The organism is Pediococcus sp. M21F004, from assembly GCF_051122535.1.
In the GTDB taxonomy this organism is placed as follows: Bacteria; Bacillota; Bacilli; order Lactobacillales; family Lactobacillaceae; genus Pediococcus; species Pediococcus inopinatus.
This window is the reverse complement of record NZ_CP177314.1, coordinates 1,338,305-1,357,171: the sequence shown is the minus strand read 5'-3', so window position 1 is coordinate 1,357,171 and position 18,867 is coordinate 1,338,305. Positions and strand designations below refer to the sequence as shown.

Here is an 18,867-nt window from a genome sequence, read left to right as displayed (position 1 = left end):
CTTGCTAAAAATTAATGCTTATTATTCTTTTTATCTTTTTTCTTAAATGAAATACCTTCGTATGTTAATTTAATCAAGCTTGGCAACAGAACTGGGATGATAATGATTAAAATAATCAACCCAATAATAACGACCATTGCGACTTGAATCAACGTAAGCACTCCAGAAGGAATCATTGAAGCAAACGTTCCACTCAGGATAATCATCGCAGAAAGTACCACTGCTCCAATCACTCCGGAAGCCTCTAGAATTCTTGCACTCGGTTTAAGATCCTTATTGAAATCACGATACCTCATCATCAAGAAAATACTATAATCCACACCTAAGGCAATAATCATAATGAAGCCGAAGAATGGTGTATTCCAAGTTAGCATTGGTTGTCCTAAGACAATATTACTAAATGCCTTGGTAATTCCCAATGAACTGAAGTAGGCCAAAAGCAACGTTCCGATAATGTAGAATGGCATCAAGATTGAACGAGTTACAAATACCAACGCAATCAAAATTCCGATGATCATAATCGCGGCTGTTCGGGTAAAGTCTGAACTTGCCGTCTTATTGATATCAGCTGTTTGTGCAGTTTGTCCACCAATTGCAACTGTTGCATCCTTCAAATCGGTCCCACGAAGATCATCTTTAACCTGCTTTTGAAGATCTTTAACTTTGGCCATCGATGCACTTGAACTTGGATCTGAATCAAGCACAATTGTTAGCTTAGTTGCTTTGCGATCTTCTGAATAGTAGGACTTAAGCACAGGTTTGAATGTTTTACCATGCAATTGCGCTTTTGGAATGTAGAAGGTCTTTCCAACTGAGGAATCACCCATCCCACCAAGATAGTCGTTTGCAGAAGTCATGCCAGAACCAATTGTCTTAGTTCCTTTGGCAGCAGTCTTCAAACCAGATTGAAGCGTATCTACCTTACCAGATAACCCCTTCAAAGTACTGTACATTTGCTTTTGTCCAGTAACTTCTTGATTAAGGCCGCTAGTTAAGGCAGGTGTTGAACTTGCCAAACTATTTGCACCAGTTGAAAGTTGATTCAAACTGCTTGTAAGAGTGCCCATGCCGCTAGTTAATTGACCAACCCCACCAGTAAGCTCACTGCTCTTACCAGCTAATGTGGAAGCACCACTGGAAGCCAACTGAACGCTATTAGCATAGGTATTAATTCCGTTGTTTAACTTAGAAACACCGTTAACCAATGCAGAATCTTTATTAACTTGCGTATTCAACTGTTCAACCCCAGCTGTAAATTGCTTCAACTTCGAAATACTCCCTGAAGCTGCCTGCAATTGTGAACCAAGCGCTGTTAATTGATTTAACTGCGCTGTGCTGATATTGGTTGAGTTCATCAACGTTTCAGCCTGTTTCATGACAGAAGTTAACTTATTCAATTCCTTTTCTAAACTAGCAACTTGAGTTTGAACACTGGAAAGTCCACTTAAAGTATCCCCAGTTGTTTGTGCAGATGCTCCAGCTGTCTTAGCACCAGCAGTAATTTGTGATTCTGCTGTTGCTAACTTTTGCTTATCGCCTGCGGACATTGTGCTCTGATCTAGGCCAGACAAAGTTTTAAGTGCCGCTGTATTGGATGCAGCTGCTTTTGCTGAATCAGTTGCTGCAGAAGCTAAATTCTTCTTTGCTGAGTTTAACTCAGTCAATAATGGTGCTAACTGTTCAAGACTGTTAATGGCACTTTGTGATTGTGCTAATTTAGCTTTCAAAGTGTTTAATTGTTTAACCTTATCACCCAAGCCATTTAATTGGCTCATAGCAGTATTGCCCGAGTTAAGTGTTTGTTGTAAACCATCCAACTGAGTATCAATACTAAGTGCTGCACTGTTCAACGTCGAAACTCCCGTTGAAAGCTGTTGTGCTGAAGTTAACAATTGTTGTGATCCACCTGATAATTGACCAGAATTAGCATTCAGTGTACTTAATCCAGAACTAAGTGTGTTCACACCGCCCGTATACTGGTTTAGTCCAGTAATCAATGGCGACATCTTGCTACTCATTTGAGAAACGCCTGAAGAAATTTGTGTTGCCCCACTTGCTAATTGGTTTGCACCATCTGTTACTTTAAGTGAACCATCACGTAAAACTTCAGTACCGGCAATTAACTTTTGTACGCTGTTTAAGCCGCTACTCATGTTAGTTGCACCCAATTGATCAGAAGCACTAGTTAATCCCTTACCAATGGTATTAAGGCCACTATGAGCCTCATCAATTCCGGTTGTGACCGTCTTAACTTGACCCTTTACGTATAACTTCGCAATTGGTGATCCACCTGGTTGTGTAGCTGATGCAACGGTCTTTACACCCTTGTCATTTTGAAGTTGACGGGTGATTTGGTCGACGAGTTTTAAGGTCTGTTCATTATCTAACTTCTTGTTTGAACGAATATATAAAGTTGAAGGTTCTGCTGTCCCAGGAGAAAAATGATCCTTAACAACATTAAATCCAACTTTTTCAGGTAACGTATCGCTCAATTCATCTAAATCATTGTAATCTAGCGTTCCTGTCCCTGTCACAACAAATGGGACAGTTAACAGTAAAACTAAAACCAAAGCAATGATGGGATGCAAAATTGACGAATTAGCCAATGCATGCCACGTCTTACTTCTCGAGTGTCCACCAAACTTCTTAGAAGGCCAGAACATCTTTTTGCCTAGTAAGCTCATAAAGAATTGGTTTAGCGTCAGTAATACAGCGACTAATACAGCAACCCCGATTGCCACACCTAAAGCTGATTTATAAATTGAGAACTTCGCAAATGTAAGTGCGCAGAATCCAATAAATACTGAAGAACCACTATATAAGATGGTTCTCCCAGCAGTCCGTGTTGCTTTGCGGCTAGCCGTATGCCGATCTTCACCTTTGCTTAGTTCCTCTTTAAACTGCTCATACAACAGAATATTATAATCGGTCCCAATCCCAAACAGTACCACGACGATAAAGACTTCGGTAAAGTTTGAAAATGGGAAGTTAACCCGAGATACTAAATTGGTCACAATCGATAAGGTTGTAATAAACGCAACCCCAACGGTAAAGACCGAAATCATAGGAACGATTGGTGACTGGAAGACTAAAATTAAGACAATAAAAATGAAAATTGCCGCAATAATTTCAGTTTTCTTAACGCCTTCCTGAGTCGCTTCAGAGAACTTTTCATTTAAAATATCTCCACCAGTAATGTAAGCTTTCACTCCTGGTGTTTTAACCGCCTTAGTTAGCTCTTTATCAATTTTTTTATAGGATCCGTGTGATTTTGATACAGATAACTGCACTAACTGCGTTGTTTTATCTTTAGAAATAAGTTGTTTCCGAGTATAAACGTTGTCGTTCGGAGCGGTAACTGCCTTAATCCCGAATTTTTTCTTATTATCCTGTAAATAATTGATAGTGCTGTCAATGTTTTCTTTTTGATCCGCGTTTAACTTTTTATTACCATTATTAAAAATGGCAACCACTTGTGTCGTGTTCCCTTGTCCATATCCCCACTTGGACTGAATTCGATTCGCAATTTGGCTTTGCGCAGAACTAGGTATCTTAGTTTCCGCATGCGATCTAACCAATTGATCGATGTTCGGCAAACTAATTACACTAATCAAAATAATTCCAATCCAAATGATTAGTGAGATGCCATGGCTTTTTACAAACTTGTGCATGCTTGTTTATCTCCTTTCAATGTCCACTTTAATATACAAGAAGATATTATAAGCGTTCTGAAAAACAATGTAAATACTTTTCTTTTATTTTCATTTAATGTTTTACACCAATTTTATTTGTTTCCATAATAAAAAGGCCTGAATTTTATTCCGGCCTTCACTAAAATCAATTTATTACATCATGGGATCCCACACAGGTAGTGGTTCCGGAGTTGCATCAGCAATTTTACGCTGCGCATCCGTTAGATATTTGCGGTGAACCACAACTTGATACACATAGTTTTCAAACCAGTCATCGGTCATTGCAAAGTAGCCCTTATCGCCACTCTTATCACCCCAACTGTTTTCTACTTTCCATTTTGTTACTTCATCGTCTACCACATCAACACCGGTTAAAGTCATGGCATGGGAAACAGCGGCTTGACCAAACTGTAAGCGTTCGGCCTTGCTCATGCTCAAATCAACATCAAACAATGCGTCTGTTCGATAAAGTTTACTATCTAACAGGCCATCATTCCGATCCATCTGTTCCAAAACATCATTACCAAACCAAACCGTTTCACCATCTTTAAGTTGGGCAACAGCTGCTTTACGTAAAACTGCCATGTCCACATTTAATAGGGTGATTTTTTTGCCGCCCACAATATTATCTTCAGCTGGTAGACTGTATAATTTATCAAAAGGCTTATCAGGTGAATTTGTGACAACTACATAATCATCCAAATCAACCCCAATATATTTATCATAAAAATCCTTAGGGGTTATATCAGCATCACGATGATAATTTTTCTTGTCATCACGATATTCAAAATCAAACTTATCTGGTGGCGTCCCAACCGCAATAGCTGTCATCTGATAAACTTCAGCTAATAATTGGTCTCGCTTCGCATCCAATTGACCTTCAGAGGCCCCACCATTTTTAAGCTCTCGTAATTCAACGGCATCTTTACGTAATTTTAAATTCAATGAACTAGCAAAACCACTCGTATCATTCGTGTTAAAGCTTTCTGGCATTACAGAGGCTGGCACGACACCATACTTTTGGACTAATCCGGCTGCCATTGCCCACTGACCACCATCATCATCAGGTGAGCTTAAATAAAACGCTACTTCTCGATCACTTGTAGGTTTGGCGGCAGTACGAATAATATTTTCATAGAAAACATTGGCACGTTCAACTTTGTCCCAGAAAAATGAATAGGACTCAGAGAGTTCAAAATCTTTCATATTTTCTTTATCTGCAAGCTGATGACGAAGTGTATTTAATAGAGAAAATAACCAGCAACGTCCGCTATGACGCTGATTAGTTACTTTACCAGTATCTAATTCAATCGAGAATGTCCGATCCAAGCGAACTTTAGCCGCAATATCTTCACTAGCATTTAAAACACCATTTTTCGTGGCAGCACGTTGAACCACACTATTACGATTGTCTTGAGCAAAATTCTTTTTAAACTTTGCCACATTTTCTTGTGATACTTCTTTTCCCATAAGGCACCTCCAAAATTATGATTATAAAATAAGAATAATCTAAGCATATTTTAATCTTTTCACAATAAATAGCAACTCTTTCTTATCCATATAAAAAGCCAAGGATTTTAAGTTCATCCTCAGCTTTAATTTGATTTAGTAATCACCCGTTCGATTATTTACATTCTTCTTAGCAGATGAGCTGCCCCAGAATGGGACTTTGACCACACCCATAACTTCACTTTTCTTCACAAATCCCCAATAACGACTGTCATTTGAAACACTTCGATGATCACCCATCACAAAGTATTCCCCAGCTGGCACGGTTTCCGGATTGTTTCCCCAGCCCCGTGCTTTGGCAACTGACGCCAATGTCCACTCGTTGGCCTCGGCGCCAATGGCCGTTCCATTCGTCTTTTGGTAAGAATTAATAAATTTTTGAGGAACCAATTTATTGTTTACATACAAGTTACCATCTTTATAAGAAATCTTATCTCCAGGCATCCCGATGACTCGTTTGACATATTCTGTGCCAGGAGCCGCTTCCGGATCAGCACCATAGGCATCAAAAACAATCACACTCAAATGCTTAATCTTATCTTGTTTCATAACAAAAACACGTTCGTTGTTAACCAAATTAGGTTCCATTGATGTCCCATCCACACGGACAATTTCAAAAATAAATGACCGTACTAACAAGGCAATAATTAGTCCGATTAGAATCGGTACAACCCAACTTAAAATACTTTTTATAGTTTTCATGAAAACTCCTCGTAAAATTATTTATATCTACATTTTAGAGCAAAGTTGTTTAAAAATCTCGTTTAAAGTCTAAAGTTAAGCAAATTTTTCACAAAGATAAGGTTTTTTTACGATTTTTTTGCCAAACTAACGCAATGAGCAATATCAATGCGCTGACAATCAACGCAAATGCAAACCCATAGCTAAAGTGCATCCCATAAATAAACCAGTCTGGGTGCTGGGCGGGATAGGTGGTCACGCGCCTGCCCGCTTTTTGGCTAATTCCAAAGTACAACAACGATGTTGATAATGATAGTCCTATCGACATTCCAAGATTTCTAGCGAGCGCTGCAATTGAACCGGCAATCCCTTGATACTGTTTGCCAGCGTTTCCCATGATCATCGGATTATTTTGGAAGGTTCCGTTTGCCAAACCGTATAGCATTAACCCCAAAACTAGCCAAACGATTCCCCAGCTAGGTTGGATTAACATAAAAATTGTTTCTGGGATGAGGAAAATAACAAGCGCAATTAACGAAACTTTTTCTGCTCCAATATGATCACCAATCATTCCGCCAATTGGTGCCGAAAAGATGTTAAGCAACGGAATCGCCATCAGAATCACACCAGCAATGGCAGACGAATACTTTAGCGTTTCTTGAAGATAGTAAGGCATAATCATGTTGTTAAAGTAGCTAACCGCAAACACTAACATGGCCGTAATTACTCCAATTGAAAAACCAGCATTCTTGAAAATGTGTAAATCTAATAGGGGTTTTTCTGTATGATTCTCGCGCAAGATAAAAGCCGCAGTACATGCAGCCGCTAGCAGGAATAAAATAATGATTTCTGGTTTCATAAAACCCACAGCTTGTCCCCAATAAATAGCCACAAAGAAACTGATAATTGCAAATACATAAGCTAAATATCCCGGATAATCCATACTAATTTTTTGAGTTGTTCGGGCTTCCTTAGGGAAAATTTTATGTCCAAAGAAAAAGGCAATTAGCCCAATCGGAACATTAATAAAGAAGATAAAATGCCAAGAAAGTGTTGCCAGAATCAGACCACCTAAGCCAGGCCCCATAATGTTGCCCACCTGGACAAAAGAACTGTTCACGCCCAGTGCCACACCATGGCGATTGCTAGGAAAGATTTGCGTAATAATTCCAAAATTAGTTGCCATTGTCATTGAAGCACCTATTGCTTGCACAATGCGCATGACTAACATCATTGGTAGATTGACACTAAGGCCACAACCAAGTGATCCAGCCACAAATATTAAAGTGCCAGTTTGAAAAATTTTGATTCTCCCAATTTGATCCGATAACTTTCCGAAAAAAATTAGTAGCACACATATCAAAACTAGATAAACAGAAACTACCCATTCTGCTTCATTCATTGGTGCGTGAAGGTCACGAGAGAGTTGTGGAACGGCAATATTAACAATGCTAGCGTCAATTGTCGACATAAATGAAACCATTGAGGTAGCTAAAAGTAAGGTCCATTGAGAATTTCGTTTCATATTTATTTACCATCCACATCTTATAAGCTAGAAATAGTTTACCACTTAACAGGGAGTGCCAGTAGTCGTTTTACTTATAAGCCATAGTCCATTCAGATGCTAAAGTTCAGTGAAGCTCAAAAATATCCCGGAAAAATAACTATTTAAAGTTAAAATCTCCAGGATATTTATCATTAAGCTGTTTCTTTTACACGTCGCAAAACTTGTTTATATTGAGCGAATAGATCGTCATACTCGTGTAGTTTCAGTTCATGATGAACCAAATTAATCTGCCACGGTTTTACAGTTAACGTATGAATTAACGGAAAAAACTTGAAGCTAGTCGTAAAATGCTGAAAAACAGTTGCTGGCTGTACTTGATGCTGTTCATTAAAACGGCTTGATTCAATTCTTTTCTTACGCGTTAGTTTATTTAATGCCGCTTGGTCTGGCATAATCATTTTTCTGGCTGTACATAGCTTACGACAACGCTCAAAAAAACCATCACGACGAATTTCTTTCAAATTTAGTAATAAAACTCCAGAATTCATATAATCAAAGATTTTGAGTTCATGTTGAAAAAACCACCGACCGTAATAGTCCAAGACCCCCACAAAGTCTGTTTTTTGAAGAGATTGCTCGTAAAATCCTTCAAAAGGGCGCCGTGCAACCACATCGGTATCTAGATACAAGATCCGGTCAGGTAATTCTGGAATTAAATCTGAAAATAGTCGCAGCATCGAGTAAGGCGTGTACATGGTATTAAGATTAGCCACCGGTAAATGTGCTTGAAAGAGCCTTGTGATATCAATTCTCGTCACACTGCTATCCGGATTCTTTGTTTGAGCTTCCTTATTAAGAATATTTACAACAGCATCAGGTAATGCTTGGAATTTTCGTTTATTATCTTTTATTTGAGCAGTCAAAACATAGATTGAAAGAGGTTGATCGCTATTTTTTAAAAGCGACAGTACCGAAATAATTAGCCCATCAGCCATGTTCGCATCCCCACAATACAAAACATTCATTTTAGGTTCCCCCCTCTAAAACAGAATTCTTACATCGCTCCCATTGTATCATAACCGCTATGTTCCAACTCCAATCACTAAAGCGGTCAACCTTTTAATTGGCTCTTAATCATTCATCACAATTATTTAGGTTTACGTGCTTTTAAGTTATTTTGTTCCACGTGAAACATCACTTGAACTATTTTTAGATTAATTTTCCAACAATCCTGGCAGTGTCTCACCACTACTTAATTTTGTGTACACGACACTTCGATTCCATAACTCCAGGGCATAATTTGTGTTGTAAGAAAGTTCTGATGTTCTTTTTAAGTGAGTGCTTCGATCGTAATACTTTCCTGAAACTTGCACATCATCTGAATTCATTGCAAGCTCCGCCAATGCTGTTGATGATTGATCCAGCGATCCATCTCGATCAACTATCTTCGCAAAAATAGCTCCTGCAATCCCCATTAGCTTTTTTGACATAAAATTTGTATCCACCATAAACCCTGGATTAAAGGCATTTACTGTAATTGCAGAATGAATTCGTGTTAATCTTTTTGAAAGTTCGTAGACAAAGTAAAGATTACATAATTTAGAATATGAATAGCGTTTAAAACTTTTAGCAAGCTTCTCATCGGGCTTGGCGAGCATTGCTGTCCCAGGCCAACTAATTTTTGGTCCAGGTGGACAATGCATATCACTACTAACAACCAAAATTTTTGCTGAAGTTTCCATGTACGGTAAAAGTAAATTTGTAAGCAGGAAATGACCCAAATGATTCGTTTCAAACACAATATCAAATCCATCTGCCGTTTGTCCTGTATGGCTACCGCTAATGCCGGCATTGCAGATTAGGCCATCCAATAAAGGTAACTTTTGTTCTTTGTATTGTGCCACAAACCCTCGAACCGAAGCCAAGGAAGAAACGTCCAGCTTCATCGCAAGAATATTTGGATTACCAGTTTCTTTGGTAAGAATGGCTTTTGCTGTATCAGCCTTCTTTTCATTTCGACAGGCTAAAATTATTTGATATTTATCTGAGTATTCGGCAATGTGTTTCGCACATTCAAAGCCAAGGCCTGAGTTTCCTCCTGTAATCATAATCGTTTTCATATAATTTGAAGCTCTCCTATCGTTTGCAAAATTTAGCTTAATTTAAGTTCAGGATAGTTCTTAAATATGCTTTCTTTAATCAAAATTAGTTTAGCATATCAGGTAATCGGTACCGAATTATTTGCACAATCCATTTTTAAACAAAATAAAAGAAGACCATTTCAACGGCCTCCTTTTGTATCCAGATATTTGATAATTAGTTAGTTTCATTCATCGGTGTACTGACTTTGTTTTCAGGTAGTTTCAACAATTTTTGTTTAGACAAAATAGCCAAAATTAGGATGGTTAACGCCAATAAAATAACACCGGTGATAATAAAAATTGGAAAAGCAATAACATGATCAAACAAAGCACCAAATATGAGTGTTCCAATCGGCATAAGTAGCATGCTAATGGTCCCATCAAGTGAAAAAATCCGTCCTTGCATATTTTCTGGAATTAACTGCTGCATGAAGGTATTAATTGGTGTATTGATAAAAATCAAGACCAACCCGTTAAGCATATTTAATCCTATAAAATATAGGGTGTTTAATCCTTGTGACCACCCCATAATTTCGGGCACTCCCGTGATAGTAATAATAACTGCTAAACACATCAAATTTAAATAAGAAGTAACGACTGGGTGCCGTTTTAATTTCATAAAGCTTAACAAGACACCCCCTAAAAACATCCCAACTGCAAACGCGGAATCCGTCACGCCATATTGAGTGTTCGATAATTTTAAAGTGGTGACTAACAAATAAGGTTCACCAACATTTAACGCCGAAAAGAAAAGGTTAATTGCAGCTGAAGAACCGACTAAAATTGCCATCAATCGTTGACTTCTTAGGTAGCGAATCCCAGAACTAAAATTTTGCCAAACCGTTTCCGAAGACTCTTCCGGCTCTGTTTCAGACTGTTGCACCACTCGGGGTTTAAAGCGGAGCAACACAATACCCACTAAAGCAATGAGCTCAAACCCCACCTCAATGATCGCAAAAGTATCAATCGACACAAGGGTATAAACAAACGCACCAATGATTGGGGCCAAGAAAGTCGCTAACGATGCAAAGGATTGGTTCAACGAATTCACCTTTTGTAATTCATCTGAATCAAACAATTGTACCAAACTGGCGGTTAGCGTTGTACTTAAAAAATTGTCTGTAACCTGAAGCACAATGATTAAAGTAATTAGTTCTGGATAGTACTGAACTGGCCAGAGTTTAAAGGCCACGGCGAATAGCAGAAGACCCATACTAGTTCCAATCTGGGCAAGAATCATAATTCGCCGATGTTTCATGGTGTCTACAACATACCCCACAAATGGCGTTAAAATTAACGAAACAATCGGCCCCGTAATTAAGGAAACTCCCATCCCTAGAGCTGATCCGGTTCGATGGAGAATGTAGAGACCAATTGCAAAAGACAGCATGCCACTGCCGAATGTCCCAGTGAACTTGATGACTAACATTTTAACTGTTTGTGCTGTTAATTTAGGTTTATTCATGATACCAACCTCCTGAGATGACCCTCAGTTTCCTTAAACGTAATAAACTTCAATATCTCCAAGCTTGAAATTCCCTGTAATAAAGACTTTCGGACCTGTTTTTGTGGGTGTAAGTCCTTTTTCGCCAAGATCTGCCATGAGCGAATTTAAATTCATTTGAACATCCCACTCCTTAGGAATATACAAACTAACATCGCCCATGCTACCGTTAAGCTCAATTTTGACCTGATCTTCAACAACCGTAGCATGATCAAAATATACTTTGACATCGCCCATAGTGACGTTGATAACCGCCTGCTGGAAATTGTCAGACTGCACATAGCGGATGGTACTTCCCATCCGGACGTTAACTTCAACGTAGGATTCATAGTCAGTTGAAGTTGTATCCGAAAAATGTTGACCCGTATAATTACCCGTCTTTTCAAAAGTAATGTGGGCGTGATGCCGGCTTAGTTTTCGTTTAAATGGCTGGAGTACAAGTGATAAACCAATACTCAATAACAATGCGGCTCCTAGAATCGTCCATGGTACTAAGCTCGTGATCCCCAATGGCTTGGCATATAACAAACTAAGGAAGGCTAAACTAAAAACTGTTCCCGAAACACTAAAGTAGACGATGCTTTTAATGGTTGCGGCCACTAGGATCAGCGTTAAAACTAACATCCAGAAACCAATATGATATGAAAATCGTCCCATTTTACTAGCCACGAGAATGCCCGCACAGGCTAGAAAGAATAATCCCCAAAACCAGTGGCCCCATTTTGTTTTTTCATTCATTGATGTTTACCTCATTTCATTTAATCGTTCTTGTAGTTGTTTATAATAACGGCGTGATGCGTAAACCTGCTTATGCGTGTTCCGAAACGAAACCAAACAATTTGAAATTGATTTTGTTAGCGCACTGACCTGATATAAATTGAGAACTGCCGATTTGGACACTTGGAGAAAATAACCAGGTAGCGTGTCTGTTAACTCATATAAATGCAATTTACTTGTATAAATATCATCTGCCGTATGTATTTGTAATCGTCGATCGGCTGTCTCTACAAAAAGAATCGTATCTAACTTCACAAAATATTCTGTGGTGCCTTGATAACAAGTAATGGTGTCATGATCCGGAAGTGGTTTTTCAAGCCATCGTTTGATTTGTTCCGCCCTCGGATCACCACTTGCTGCTTTAATAATAATTTCAGGCTCGGTTAACGATTCGTCAATTTCTAATCTTACTTTCATTCACGCCGCCTCCTTCCTAATGTGCCTGTTATTATTAGACTACATTTATTTGCATAAAGGAATACTTTTTGTTTAAACGGCCAAAAATTATGCTTAAGTGGTCAAAAAAGATTTTAAATATCTGAAAATCAGTATTAATTGCTTAGCTACCAGCATTTTGGTATCCTATTTTAAAATAGTAAATCACTCAGTCTGTAAAGGAGCTTTAAATTGACAAAAATATTCGTAGTAAAAGTTGTAACTAATCAAACAAATTAAATTTCAGTGATGCTAATGGTATCGCTGCATTAAAGGAGATTAGTTATGCAACTACATTGGCAAAAACAAGGTTATCTATTCTTGGCAAGTCAAAACATTTCATTATTCGGCACAATGGTCACTGGATATGCCATTACTTGGTACATCAGTTTAACGACCAACTCAGGGTTGTGGCTGGCATTAGCCACTGTAAGCACCTTGCTGCCACAAATTTTAATCAGCTTAATTAGTGGTTCCTGGGCTGATCGTTATTCACGTAAATGGTTAATTATAGGAGCCGATGGCGGTATTGCATTACTCACACTCGGCTTATCAATCATCTGGGAATTAGGCTTTCATTCTTTACCTTGGTTACTGATCTTTGCTGCTTTACGATCAGTTGGGCAAGGCATTCAGCAACCAGCAGTCAGTTCTGCTTACCCACAGTTAGTTCCAGAAAAAGAACTTACCCGAATTAACGGAATCAATCAGACACTTATGTCCCTATCAACGCTATTGTCACCAATGGTTGGTGGGTTAATTCTAGCAAATTTTGATTTATATTGGGCTTTGATGATCGACGTTGTGACCGCTATAGTTGAACTATTATGTATGTTCCAAATCAAACTAAAACCTGTTAAATCAGACAAAAAACAGACTCCGTCAACGGACTTTTTGACTGGTTTTAAATATCTTTTCGGCAATTCAATTCTGCGTCGCCTTTTTACGATTAATGCCCTTTCATTTCTACTAATGACTCCAGCAACCGTACTAAGTTTATTATTAATTCAACGACAATTTGGTGCTACAGTCAGTTATTTAACACTTCAAGAGGTTGTATGGGCCAGTGGTTCAATTATGAGTGGTTTAATTGTTGCCAAACACAAAGCCTTTAAAAACAATTCACGCGTCTTAGGGCTGGCTATTGGTGCTTTTGCTATAACTATGGTCCTTATGGGATTCATGTCTAATATTTGGCTTTATCTAGGCGCAATGTTTCTTGCCGGTTGGAGTATGCCATTTATTATGACAACTCAAGCAGTTATCATCCAAACGACGGCTGCTCCTGACTTTATGGGTCGCACATTTGCCAATTATCAGATGATCGGTAATCTTATGCTTCTAATAGGGAGTTTGACACTCGGACCGCTTGCAGATGTGATACCATTAATATGGATTTTCATCACCTGTGGCTTACTGCTACTAATTTCGGCTATCTGGTATTTAAAGGCAACACAATATTAAGAGTCGAACATCTAAAAAAAACGCCACTATCAATTAAATGATAGTGGCGTTTTTGATAACTAGACACTTTTAGCTTATTTAACTTTAGCAATTCTACCTTGTTCAATATAAACACTTAAAATTGCGATATCCGCGGGATTCACACCACTAATGCGACTTGCTTGTGCAATTGTTTGTGGTTGAATCTTTTGCAGCTTTTGGCGACCTTCTGTAGCTAAGCCATTAATTGCTTCATAATCAATATGATCTGGAATCTTTTTAGCTTCCATTTTCTTCAAACGTTCTACACGTTCTTTAGCTTTCTTAATGTACCCTGCATATTTAATTTCAATTTCAACTTGTTCAACAACCCGCCGATCCAATTCTTTATCTGGAGCCGGAATAAATTGTAACAAGTCTTGATACGTAACTTCTGGACGACGTAAAAATTCTGAGGCTAGCACACCATCCTTTAATTCGTGTCCACCTTTAGAAATAAGAAATTCACTTACTTGTTTGGGCTTAATCCGAATTGTATCCAAACGATGAAGTTCATTTTCGATTTCTTCTTTTTTATTCAAATAGCCTTGATAACGATCATTGTCAATCAAACCAAGCTCATGACCCATTTCTGTTAATCGTAAATCAGCATTATCATGTCGTAAAATCAAACGATATTCTGCACGACTTGTAAGTAAACGATAAGGTTCTTTAGTTCCCTTTGTCACTAAATCGTCAATCATGACACCGATATAGGCATCGCTTCGTTTCAAGGTAAATTGACCATTATCCAATGCGCTTAATCCAGCATTAATCCCAGCCATTAGACCTTGACCAGCAGCTTCTTCATAACCGGATGTCCCATTTGTTTGCCCAGCGGTATACAAATTCTTAACGATCTTGGTTTCCAAAGTTGGTTTCAATTGGTAAGGAGCAACCACGTCGTACTCAATGGCATAGCCCGGACGCATCATTTCAGCGTCTTCTAAACCTTTGATGGAATGTAAGATTTCTTGCTGAACTTCTTCTGGCATTGAAGTTGAAAGTCCTTGAACATACCATTCATCAGTGTTTCGGCCTTCAGGCTCAAGAAACAACTGATGATGATCCTTATCAGCAAAGCGGACAATTTTATCTTCAATTGAAGGACAATAACGAGGTCCAACCCCTTCAATTAATCCTGAAAACATTGGTGCACGATCCAAGTTTTTGCGAATAATTTTGTGTGTATACTCATTGGTATAAGTTAACCAACATGAAAGCTGGTTCTTTACATCGATATAATCACTATCCGGCGTTGTAAAACTAAAGTGATTAGGTTCTTCATCACCAGGTTGCTCTTCCGTTTCATCATAATGAATTGTGCCACCATCCACACGCGGTGGTGTTCCCGTTTTAAACCGTTCCAGGTTAAATCCGTAACTTAATAAATTTTTGGTTAATTCCATAGCCGGTTGTGAGTTATTTGGACCTGAAGAATACATCAATTCTCCAATAATGATCTTCCCACGAGCAGCAGTTCCCAAAGTTAGTACCACACTTTTTGCATGATAACGTGCGCCGGTGTTTGTGATAACTCCTTTACATACGCCATCCTCAACAATCAGATCATCCACAATGCCTTGACGAAGGGTTAAATTAGGTTCATCTTCAATCGTCTTTTTCATTTGTGCATGATAGGCATGTTTGTCTGCTTGTGCTCGCAACGCACGAACAGCTGGACCTTTACCTGTGTTCAGCATTCTCATCTGGACATAGGTTTTATCGATGTTTTTACCCATTTCACCGCCAAGGGCATCAATTTCCCGAACTACAATTCCTTTTGCGGGACCGCCGACAGATGGATTACATGGCATAAAAGCAACCATATCTAAATTAATTGTCATTAATAATGTTTTATTGCCCATTCTTGCTGCCGCTAAAGCTGCCTCTGAACCAGCGTGTCCAGCACCAACCACGATAACATCATAGTCTCGGCCTGCGTACTGTTTTACTTCTGTCATGCCTTTTCCTCCACCATTTGAGCTTCAATCAGCTTCATAATTTGTTTTATAATTAACTTCATTTAACTTAATTTACTTACTTACCTAAACAGAATTGACTAAATAGTTGATCTAATAATTCATCTTGATAGCTATCTCCGGTAATTTCACCAAGCAGATCCCAGCACTGAGTCATATCAATTTGAACTAAATCAACCGGCACACCATCATCTAATCCTTGAAGAACTGAATCAAGTGCATCCTCTGCTTGATTTAACAATCCAATATGTCGTGCATTGGTCACAATCACGCTATTTTGATTACTTTCAATCCCACCAAAGAACAGTTTAGCAATTTTTTCCTTCAAATCATCCAAACCAATTCCTTCAGTAGCTGCAGTTCGAATAATTTGGTCTTCAGGAACTAGTTTTAATAACTCGTCCACATCTAGTTGAAGGGGAAGATCCGTTTTATTAAGGATAATAATCCGTTTAGCTTCATTAGTTACATCAATAAGTTGGCGATCTTCTTTGGATAAGGGCTGACTACTGTCCAAGACCAACAATACTAAATCAGCAGTTTGGATCGCTTTACGACTTCGTTCCACACCAATTTTTTCAACTTTATCATTGGTCTCGCGAATTCCAGCTGTATCAACTAACTTCAACGGCACACCACGAACATTTACATACTCTTCCAAAACGTCACGAGTAGTGCCAGCAACGTCTGTCACAATCGCTTTATCTTCATGTAACATCCGATTTAACAAACTTGATTTACCCACATTAGGATGGCCAACAATGGCTGTTGCTAAACCATCACGAAGAATTTTACCTTCTTGAGCCGTTTGCAACAGTTGTTTAATCTGTGCCTTCACTTCAACAGCTTTCTCGCGTAACAATTTACTAGTCATTGTTTCAACATCGTCATACTCGGGGTAATCAATATTAACCTCAACTTGTGCCAAAACATCTAAAATATCCTGCCGCAAATTCTTAATCAGATGAGACAAATCACCATCAAGCTGATTTAAAGCAACCTTCATAGAACGGTCTGTTTTGGCTCTGATCAGATCCATAACCGCTTCTGCTTGAGAAAGGTCCACTCGCCCGTTTAAGAAGGCTCGCTCGGTAAACTCACCCGGTTTTGCCATTCGGGCCCCATTACTCAATACTAACTGCAAAATATCATTGGTTGGCACAATCCCACCATGACAATTAATCTCAACGACGTCTTCACAAGTATATGTTTTAGGCGCCAGCATGACAGAAACCATCACTTCATCAATTTTGCCATTAGTTTTGGGATTGACGATATGTCCATAGTTAATCGTATGGCTTTTAACTTCATGAAGATTTTTTCCTTTAAAGATCCGTGAAGCTACATCCAAAGCATCATTGCCACTCACTCTGACAATTGAAATGCCTCCTTCGCCAGCCGGTGTTGAAATTGCCGCAATGGTATCTAATTCGGTTGCTGTCTCTTGCATTTTCAATTTCCTTTCCAAATAACTCAAGTCAAATAAAAAAAGCACCTAGTCCACGCCCTAAAAGGTTAAACGTGGTAAAGTACTTTCACTACTTTATCTCAAATAAGAATTAATGTTTATATCTTAAATTTTTACTGCCGATTTGTCAATTTGTTTTACTTACTTTATAGCTGTTCATGTTGTTCGCCAGTGATAATGTCTTAACTAATTGGTCAGCAAAAATGTCTCGCAAATATGTTTCACCTCCGGCAAAATAGTTAATGGAGGTGGACAACATGAGAAAGGTTGTTTTAACAGTGAAAGAAGACCACAAATATCAAGTAATTCAGCAAGTAGTTAATGAACGAAAGAATCGTTGTCGAGCTAGTATTGAATTAAATCTATCATTACGACAAATTGATCGATTAATAATCAAATATCGAACTAAGGGTAAATCTAGCTTTGTGCATGGCAATACTGGCAAAAAGCCACAGAATAAGATCTCAACCAAACAAATCAATCGAATTATTAAGCTGTATGAAACTGATTACCAAGGCTTCAATATTTCCCATTTCTATGAGTTTTTATTAAGTAGAGAAGGTATTCAAGTTTCTGAATCAACTTTACGACGAATACTTAGAACCCATCGGGTTCTGTCACCCAAAGCTCATCACAATACCAAAAGACAAATACGCAAAGAATTAAAGCTCAAGGAACAACGGCAGGCTTTGTCTAAACGTGACGAAAAGACCTTACAAGTTGTTGAACCAGTGGAAGCAATAAAGGCTCATCCGTCACGCGCTAGGAAAAAATTTGCCGGTGAACTTATTCAGATGGATGCCTCGGTTGAGCTCTGGTTCGGCAATACAAAGACTTATCTACATGCCGCGATTGATGATTATAGTGGTGCGATTGTTGGCGCCTACTTTGATACCGAAGAAACGTTAAACGCTTATTATCAAGTTATGGCTCAAATATTGACTTCTTTTGGAATCCCGTATGAGATTTTAACAGACCGAAGAACGGTTTTTAACTCAAACAAAAAAGCAGATTCTCCAACGAAGGAAAACCCACTCACTCAATTCGGTTATGCGTGTAAGTCACTGGGAACCAAACTCTCAGTGACTAGCATACCGCAAACCAAAGGCAGAATTGAACGCCTTTTTGAAACACTACAAAGCCGACTTTTAAATGAACTTAAACTAGCAAATACAACGACAATTGAGCAAGCTAACGACTTCCTCAACCCATTTGTAAAAGAATTCAATCAAAAGTTTGCTTTACCTATTAAAATTAACACGAGTGGCTTTGACAAACAACTTACATCTTCAGAAATTGATCAGATTTTAATCACAACTCGAGAGCGCTCAATTTCATCTGGTCACACTGTCAAATTAAATAATCAGGAATATCAATTATTTGAATCAGATAAGCTAGTTTGTTTAAAACCACGAACTAAGGTCTTAATCGTTAAAACTTTAACTGGTAAGCTTTACGCTACTACAGATGCAGATCAAATATTTGATTTACATCCGCTTGCAGATCATGACTTAGTTTCGCCAGCTTTCGAGGTTATTATTGAAAAACCATCTAATATGGCCCCAAAGAACAAGAAGCCCAAGGCTTCTATGAACCACCCATGGAGGAGAGCCAATTATCGCGACTATTTGCGTACAATTGGGTATTCCGAAAAAGGAGCAAATCATATGGCATATGAGATTTAAATTT

At 38.5% G+C, this 18,867-nt stretch carries 13 protein-coding genes; 2 read left to right on the top strand and 11 right to left on the bottom strand.

Annotated features, from left to right (window positions below):
* Positions 1-11: 11 nt before the first annotated feature.
* The 9 genes from ACLHK8_RS06940 to ACLHK8_RS06900 all read right to left on the bottom strand — a co-directional run bounded on the left by ACLHK8_RS06940 (position 12) and on the right by ACLHK8_RS06900 (position 12,228).
* Positions 12-3,671: an MMPL family transporter gene (locus ACLHK8_RS06940; RefSeq protein ID WP_434520257.1), complete on the bottom strand. Its 3,660-nt coding sequence runs from the start codon at positions 3,669-3,671 to the stop codon at positions 12-14.
* 174 nt (positions 3,672-3,845) lie between these two features.
* Complete coding sequence (locus ACLHK8_RS06935) at positions 3,846-5,162, bottom strand: C1 family peptidase (protein WP_057773900.1); 1,317 nt, start codon at positions 5,160-5,162, stop codon at positions 3,846-3,848.
* A 135-nt stretch (positions 5,163-5,297) separates the two neighbouring features.
* On the bottom strand, positions 5,298-5,903 hold the full coding sequence (lepB, locus tag ACLHK8_RS06930) for a signal peptidase I (protein WP_057773902.1): 606 nt from the start codon (positions 5,901-5,903) through the stop codon (positions 5,298-5,300).
* 88 nt (positions 5,904-5,991) lie between these two features.
* Positions 5,992-7,407, bottom strand: a complete 1,416-nt coding sequence (locus ACLHK8_RS06925; protein WP_057773904.1) for an MFS transporter — start codon at positions 7,405-7,407, stop codon at positions 5,992-5,994.
* A 173-nt stretch (positions 7,408-7,580) separates the two neighbouring features.
* Complete coding sequence (locus tag ACLHK8_RS06920; protein WP_082623285.1) at positions 7,581-8,414, bottom strand: glycosyltransferase family 8 protein; 834 nt, start codon at positions 8,412-8,414, stop codon at positions 7,581-7,583.
* 189 nt (positions 8,415-8,603) lie between these two features.
* The gene (locus ACLHK8_RS06915) at positions 8,604-9,509 is read right to left on the bottom strand and encodes an SDR family NAD(P)-dependent oxidoreductase (protein ID WP_057773905.1); all 906 of its coding nucleotides are present in this window, start codon (positions 9,507-9,509) and stop codon (positions 8,604-8,606) included.
* A gap of 196 nt (positions 9,510-9,705) precedes the next feature.
* Positions 9,706-10,995, bottom strand: a complete 1,290-nt coding sequence (locus tag ACLHK8_RS06910; protein WP_057773907.1) for an MFS transporter — start codon at positions 10,993-10,995, stop codon at positions 9,706-9,708.
* A 33-nt stretch (positions 10,996-11,028) separates the two neighbouring features.
* Positions 11,029-11,772 carry a LiaF transmembrane domain-containing protein gene (locus tag ACLHK8_RS06905; protein WP_057773909.1) on the bottom strand — a complete coding sequence of 248 codons (744 nt, stop codon included), beginning with the start codon at positions 11,770-11,772 and terminating at the stop codon, positions 11,029-11,031.
* A gap of 6 nt (positions 11,773-11,778) precedes the next feature.
* On the bottom strand, positions 11,779-12,228 hold the full coding sequence (locus ACLHK8_RS06900) for a LytTR family DNA-binding domain-containing protein (protein WP_057773911.1): 450 nt from the start codon (positions 12,226-12,228) through the stop codon (positions 11,779-11,781).
* A 303-nt stretch (positions 12,229-12,531) separates the two neighbouring features.
* Here ACLHK8_RS06900 and ACLHK8_RS06895 point away from each other — a divergent pair, with 303 nt between their 5' ends.
* A complete protein-coding gene (locus ACLHK8_RS06895) occupies positions 12,532-13,710 on the top strand; it encodes an MFS transporter (RefSeq protein ID WP_063698685.1) in 1,179 nt (392 codons plus the stop codon).
* A 74-nt stretch (positions 13,711-13,784) separates the two neighbouring features.
* Here the strand turns inward: ACLHK8_RS06895 and mnmG are convergent, their stop codons facing one another.
* Together mnmG and mnmE are read right to left on the bottom strand one after the other, a co-directional pair.
* Complete coding sequence (mnmG, locus tag ACLHK8_RS06890) at positions 13,785-15,692, bottom strand: tRNA uridine-5-carboxymethylaminomethyl(34) synthesis enzyme MnmG (protein ID WP_057773915.1); 1,908 nt, start codon at positions 15,690-15,692, stop codon at positions 13,785-13,787.
* A 76-nt stretch (positions 15,693-15,768) separates the two neighbouring features.
* Positions 15,769-17,160 carry a tRNA uridine-5-carboxymethylaminomethyl(34) synthesis GTPase MnmE gene (gene mnmE / locus ACLHK8_RS06885; RefSeq protein ID WP_434520256.1) on the bottom strand — a complete coding sequence of 464 codons (1,392 nt, stop codon included), beginning with the start codon at positions 17,158-17,160 and terminating at the stop codon, positions 15,769-15,771.
* Positions 17,161-17,435: 275 nt separating this feature from the next.
* Between mnmE and ACLHK8_RS06880 the strand changes: the two genes are divergently transcribed.
* Positions 17,436-18,863: an ISNCY family transposase gene (locus tag ACLHK8_RS06880; protein ID WP_057775614.1), complete on the top strand. Its 1,428-nt coding sequence runs from the start codon at positions 17,436-17,438 to the stop codon at positions 18,861-18,863.
* The last annotated feature ends 4 nt before the right edge of the window (positions 18,864-18,867 follow it).

Excerpts from the sequence above, each read along its gene's own strand:
- mnmE (WP_434520256.1), bottom strand. The coding sequence starts at position 17,160 with ATGCAAGAGACAGCAACCGAATTAGATACCATTGCGGCAATTTCAACA.
- ACLHK8_RS06895 (WP_063698685.1), top strand. The coding sequence starts at position 12,532 with ATGCAACTACATTGGCAAAAACAAGGTTATCTATTCTTGGCAAGTCAA.
- ACLHK8_RS06920 (WP_082623285.1), bottom strand. The coding sequence starts at position 8,414 with ATGAATGTTTTGTATTGTGGGGATGCGAACATGGCTGATGGGCTAATT.
- ACLHK8_RS06880 (WP_057775614.1), top strand. The coding sequence starts at position 17,436 with ATGAGAAAGGTTGTTTTAACAGTGAAAGAAGACCACAAATATCAAGTA.
- mnmG (WP_057773915.1), bottom strand. The coding sequence starts at position 15,692 with ATGACAGAAGTAAAACAGTACGCAGGCCGAGACTATGATGTTATCGTG.
- ACLHK8_RS06915 (WP_057773905.1), bottom strand. The coding sequence starts at position 9,509 with ATGAAAACGATTATGATTACAGGAGGAAACTCAGGCCTTGGCTTTGAA.
- ACLHK8_RS06935 (WP_057773900.1), bottom strand. The coding sequence starts at position 5,162 with ATGGGAAAAGAAGTATCACAAGAAAATGTGGCAAAGTTTAAAAAGAAT.
- ACLHK8_RS06905 (WP_057773909.1), bottom strand. The coding sequence starts at position 11,772 with ATGAATGAAAAAACAAAATGGGGCCACTGGTTTTGGGGATTATTCTTT.
- lepB (WP_057773902.1), bottom strand. The coding sequence starts at position 5,903 with ATGAAAACTATAAAAAGTATTTTAAGTTGGGTTGTACCGATTCTAATC.
- ACLHK8_RS06910 (WP_057773907.1), bottom strand. The coding sequence starts at position 10,995 with ATGAATAAACCTAAATTAACAGCACAAACAGTTAAAATGTTAGTCATC.
- ACLHK8_RS06940 (WP_434520257.1), bottom strand. The coding sequence starts at position 3,671 with ATGCACAAGTTTGTAAAAAGCCATGGCATCTCACTAATCATTTGGATT.
- ACLHK8_RS06925 (WP_057773904.1), bottom strand. The coding sequence starts at position 7,407 with ATGAAACGAAATTCTCAATGGACCTTACTTTTAGCTACCTCAATGGTT.
- ACLHK8_RS06900 (WP_057773911.1), bottom strand. The coding sequence starts at position 12,228 with ATGAAAGTAAGATTAGAAATTGACGAATCGTTAACCGAGCCTGAAATT.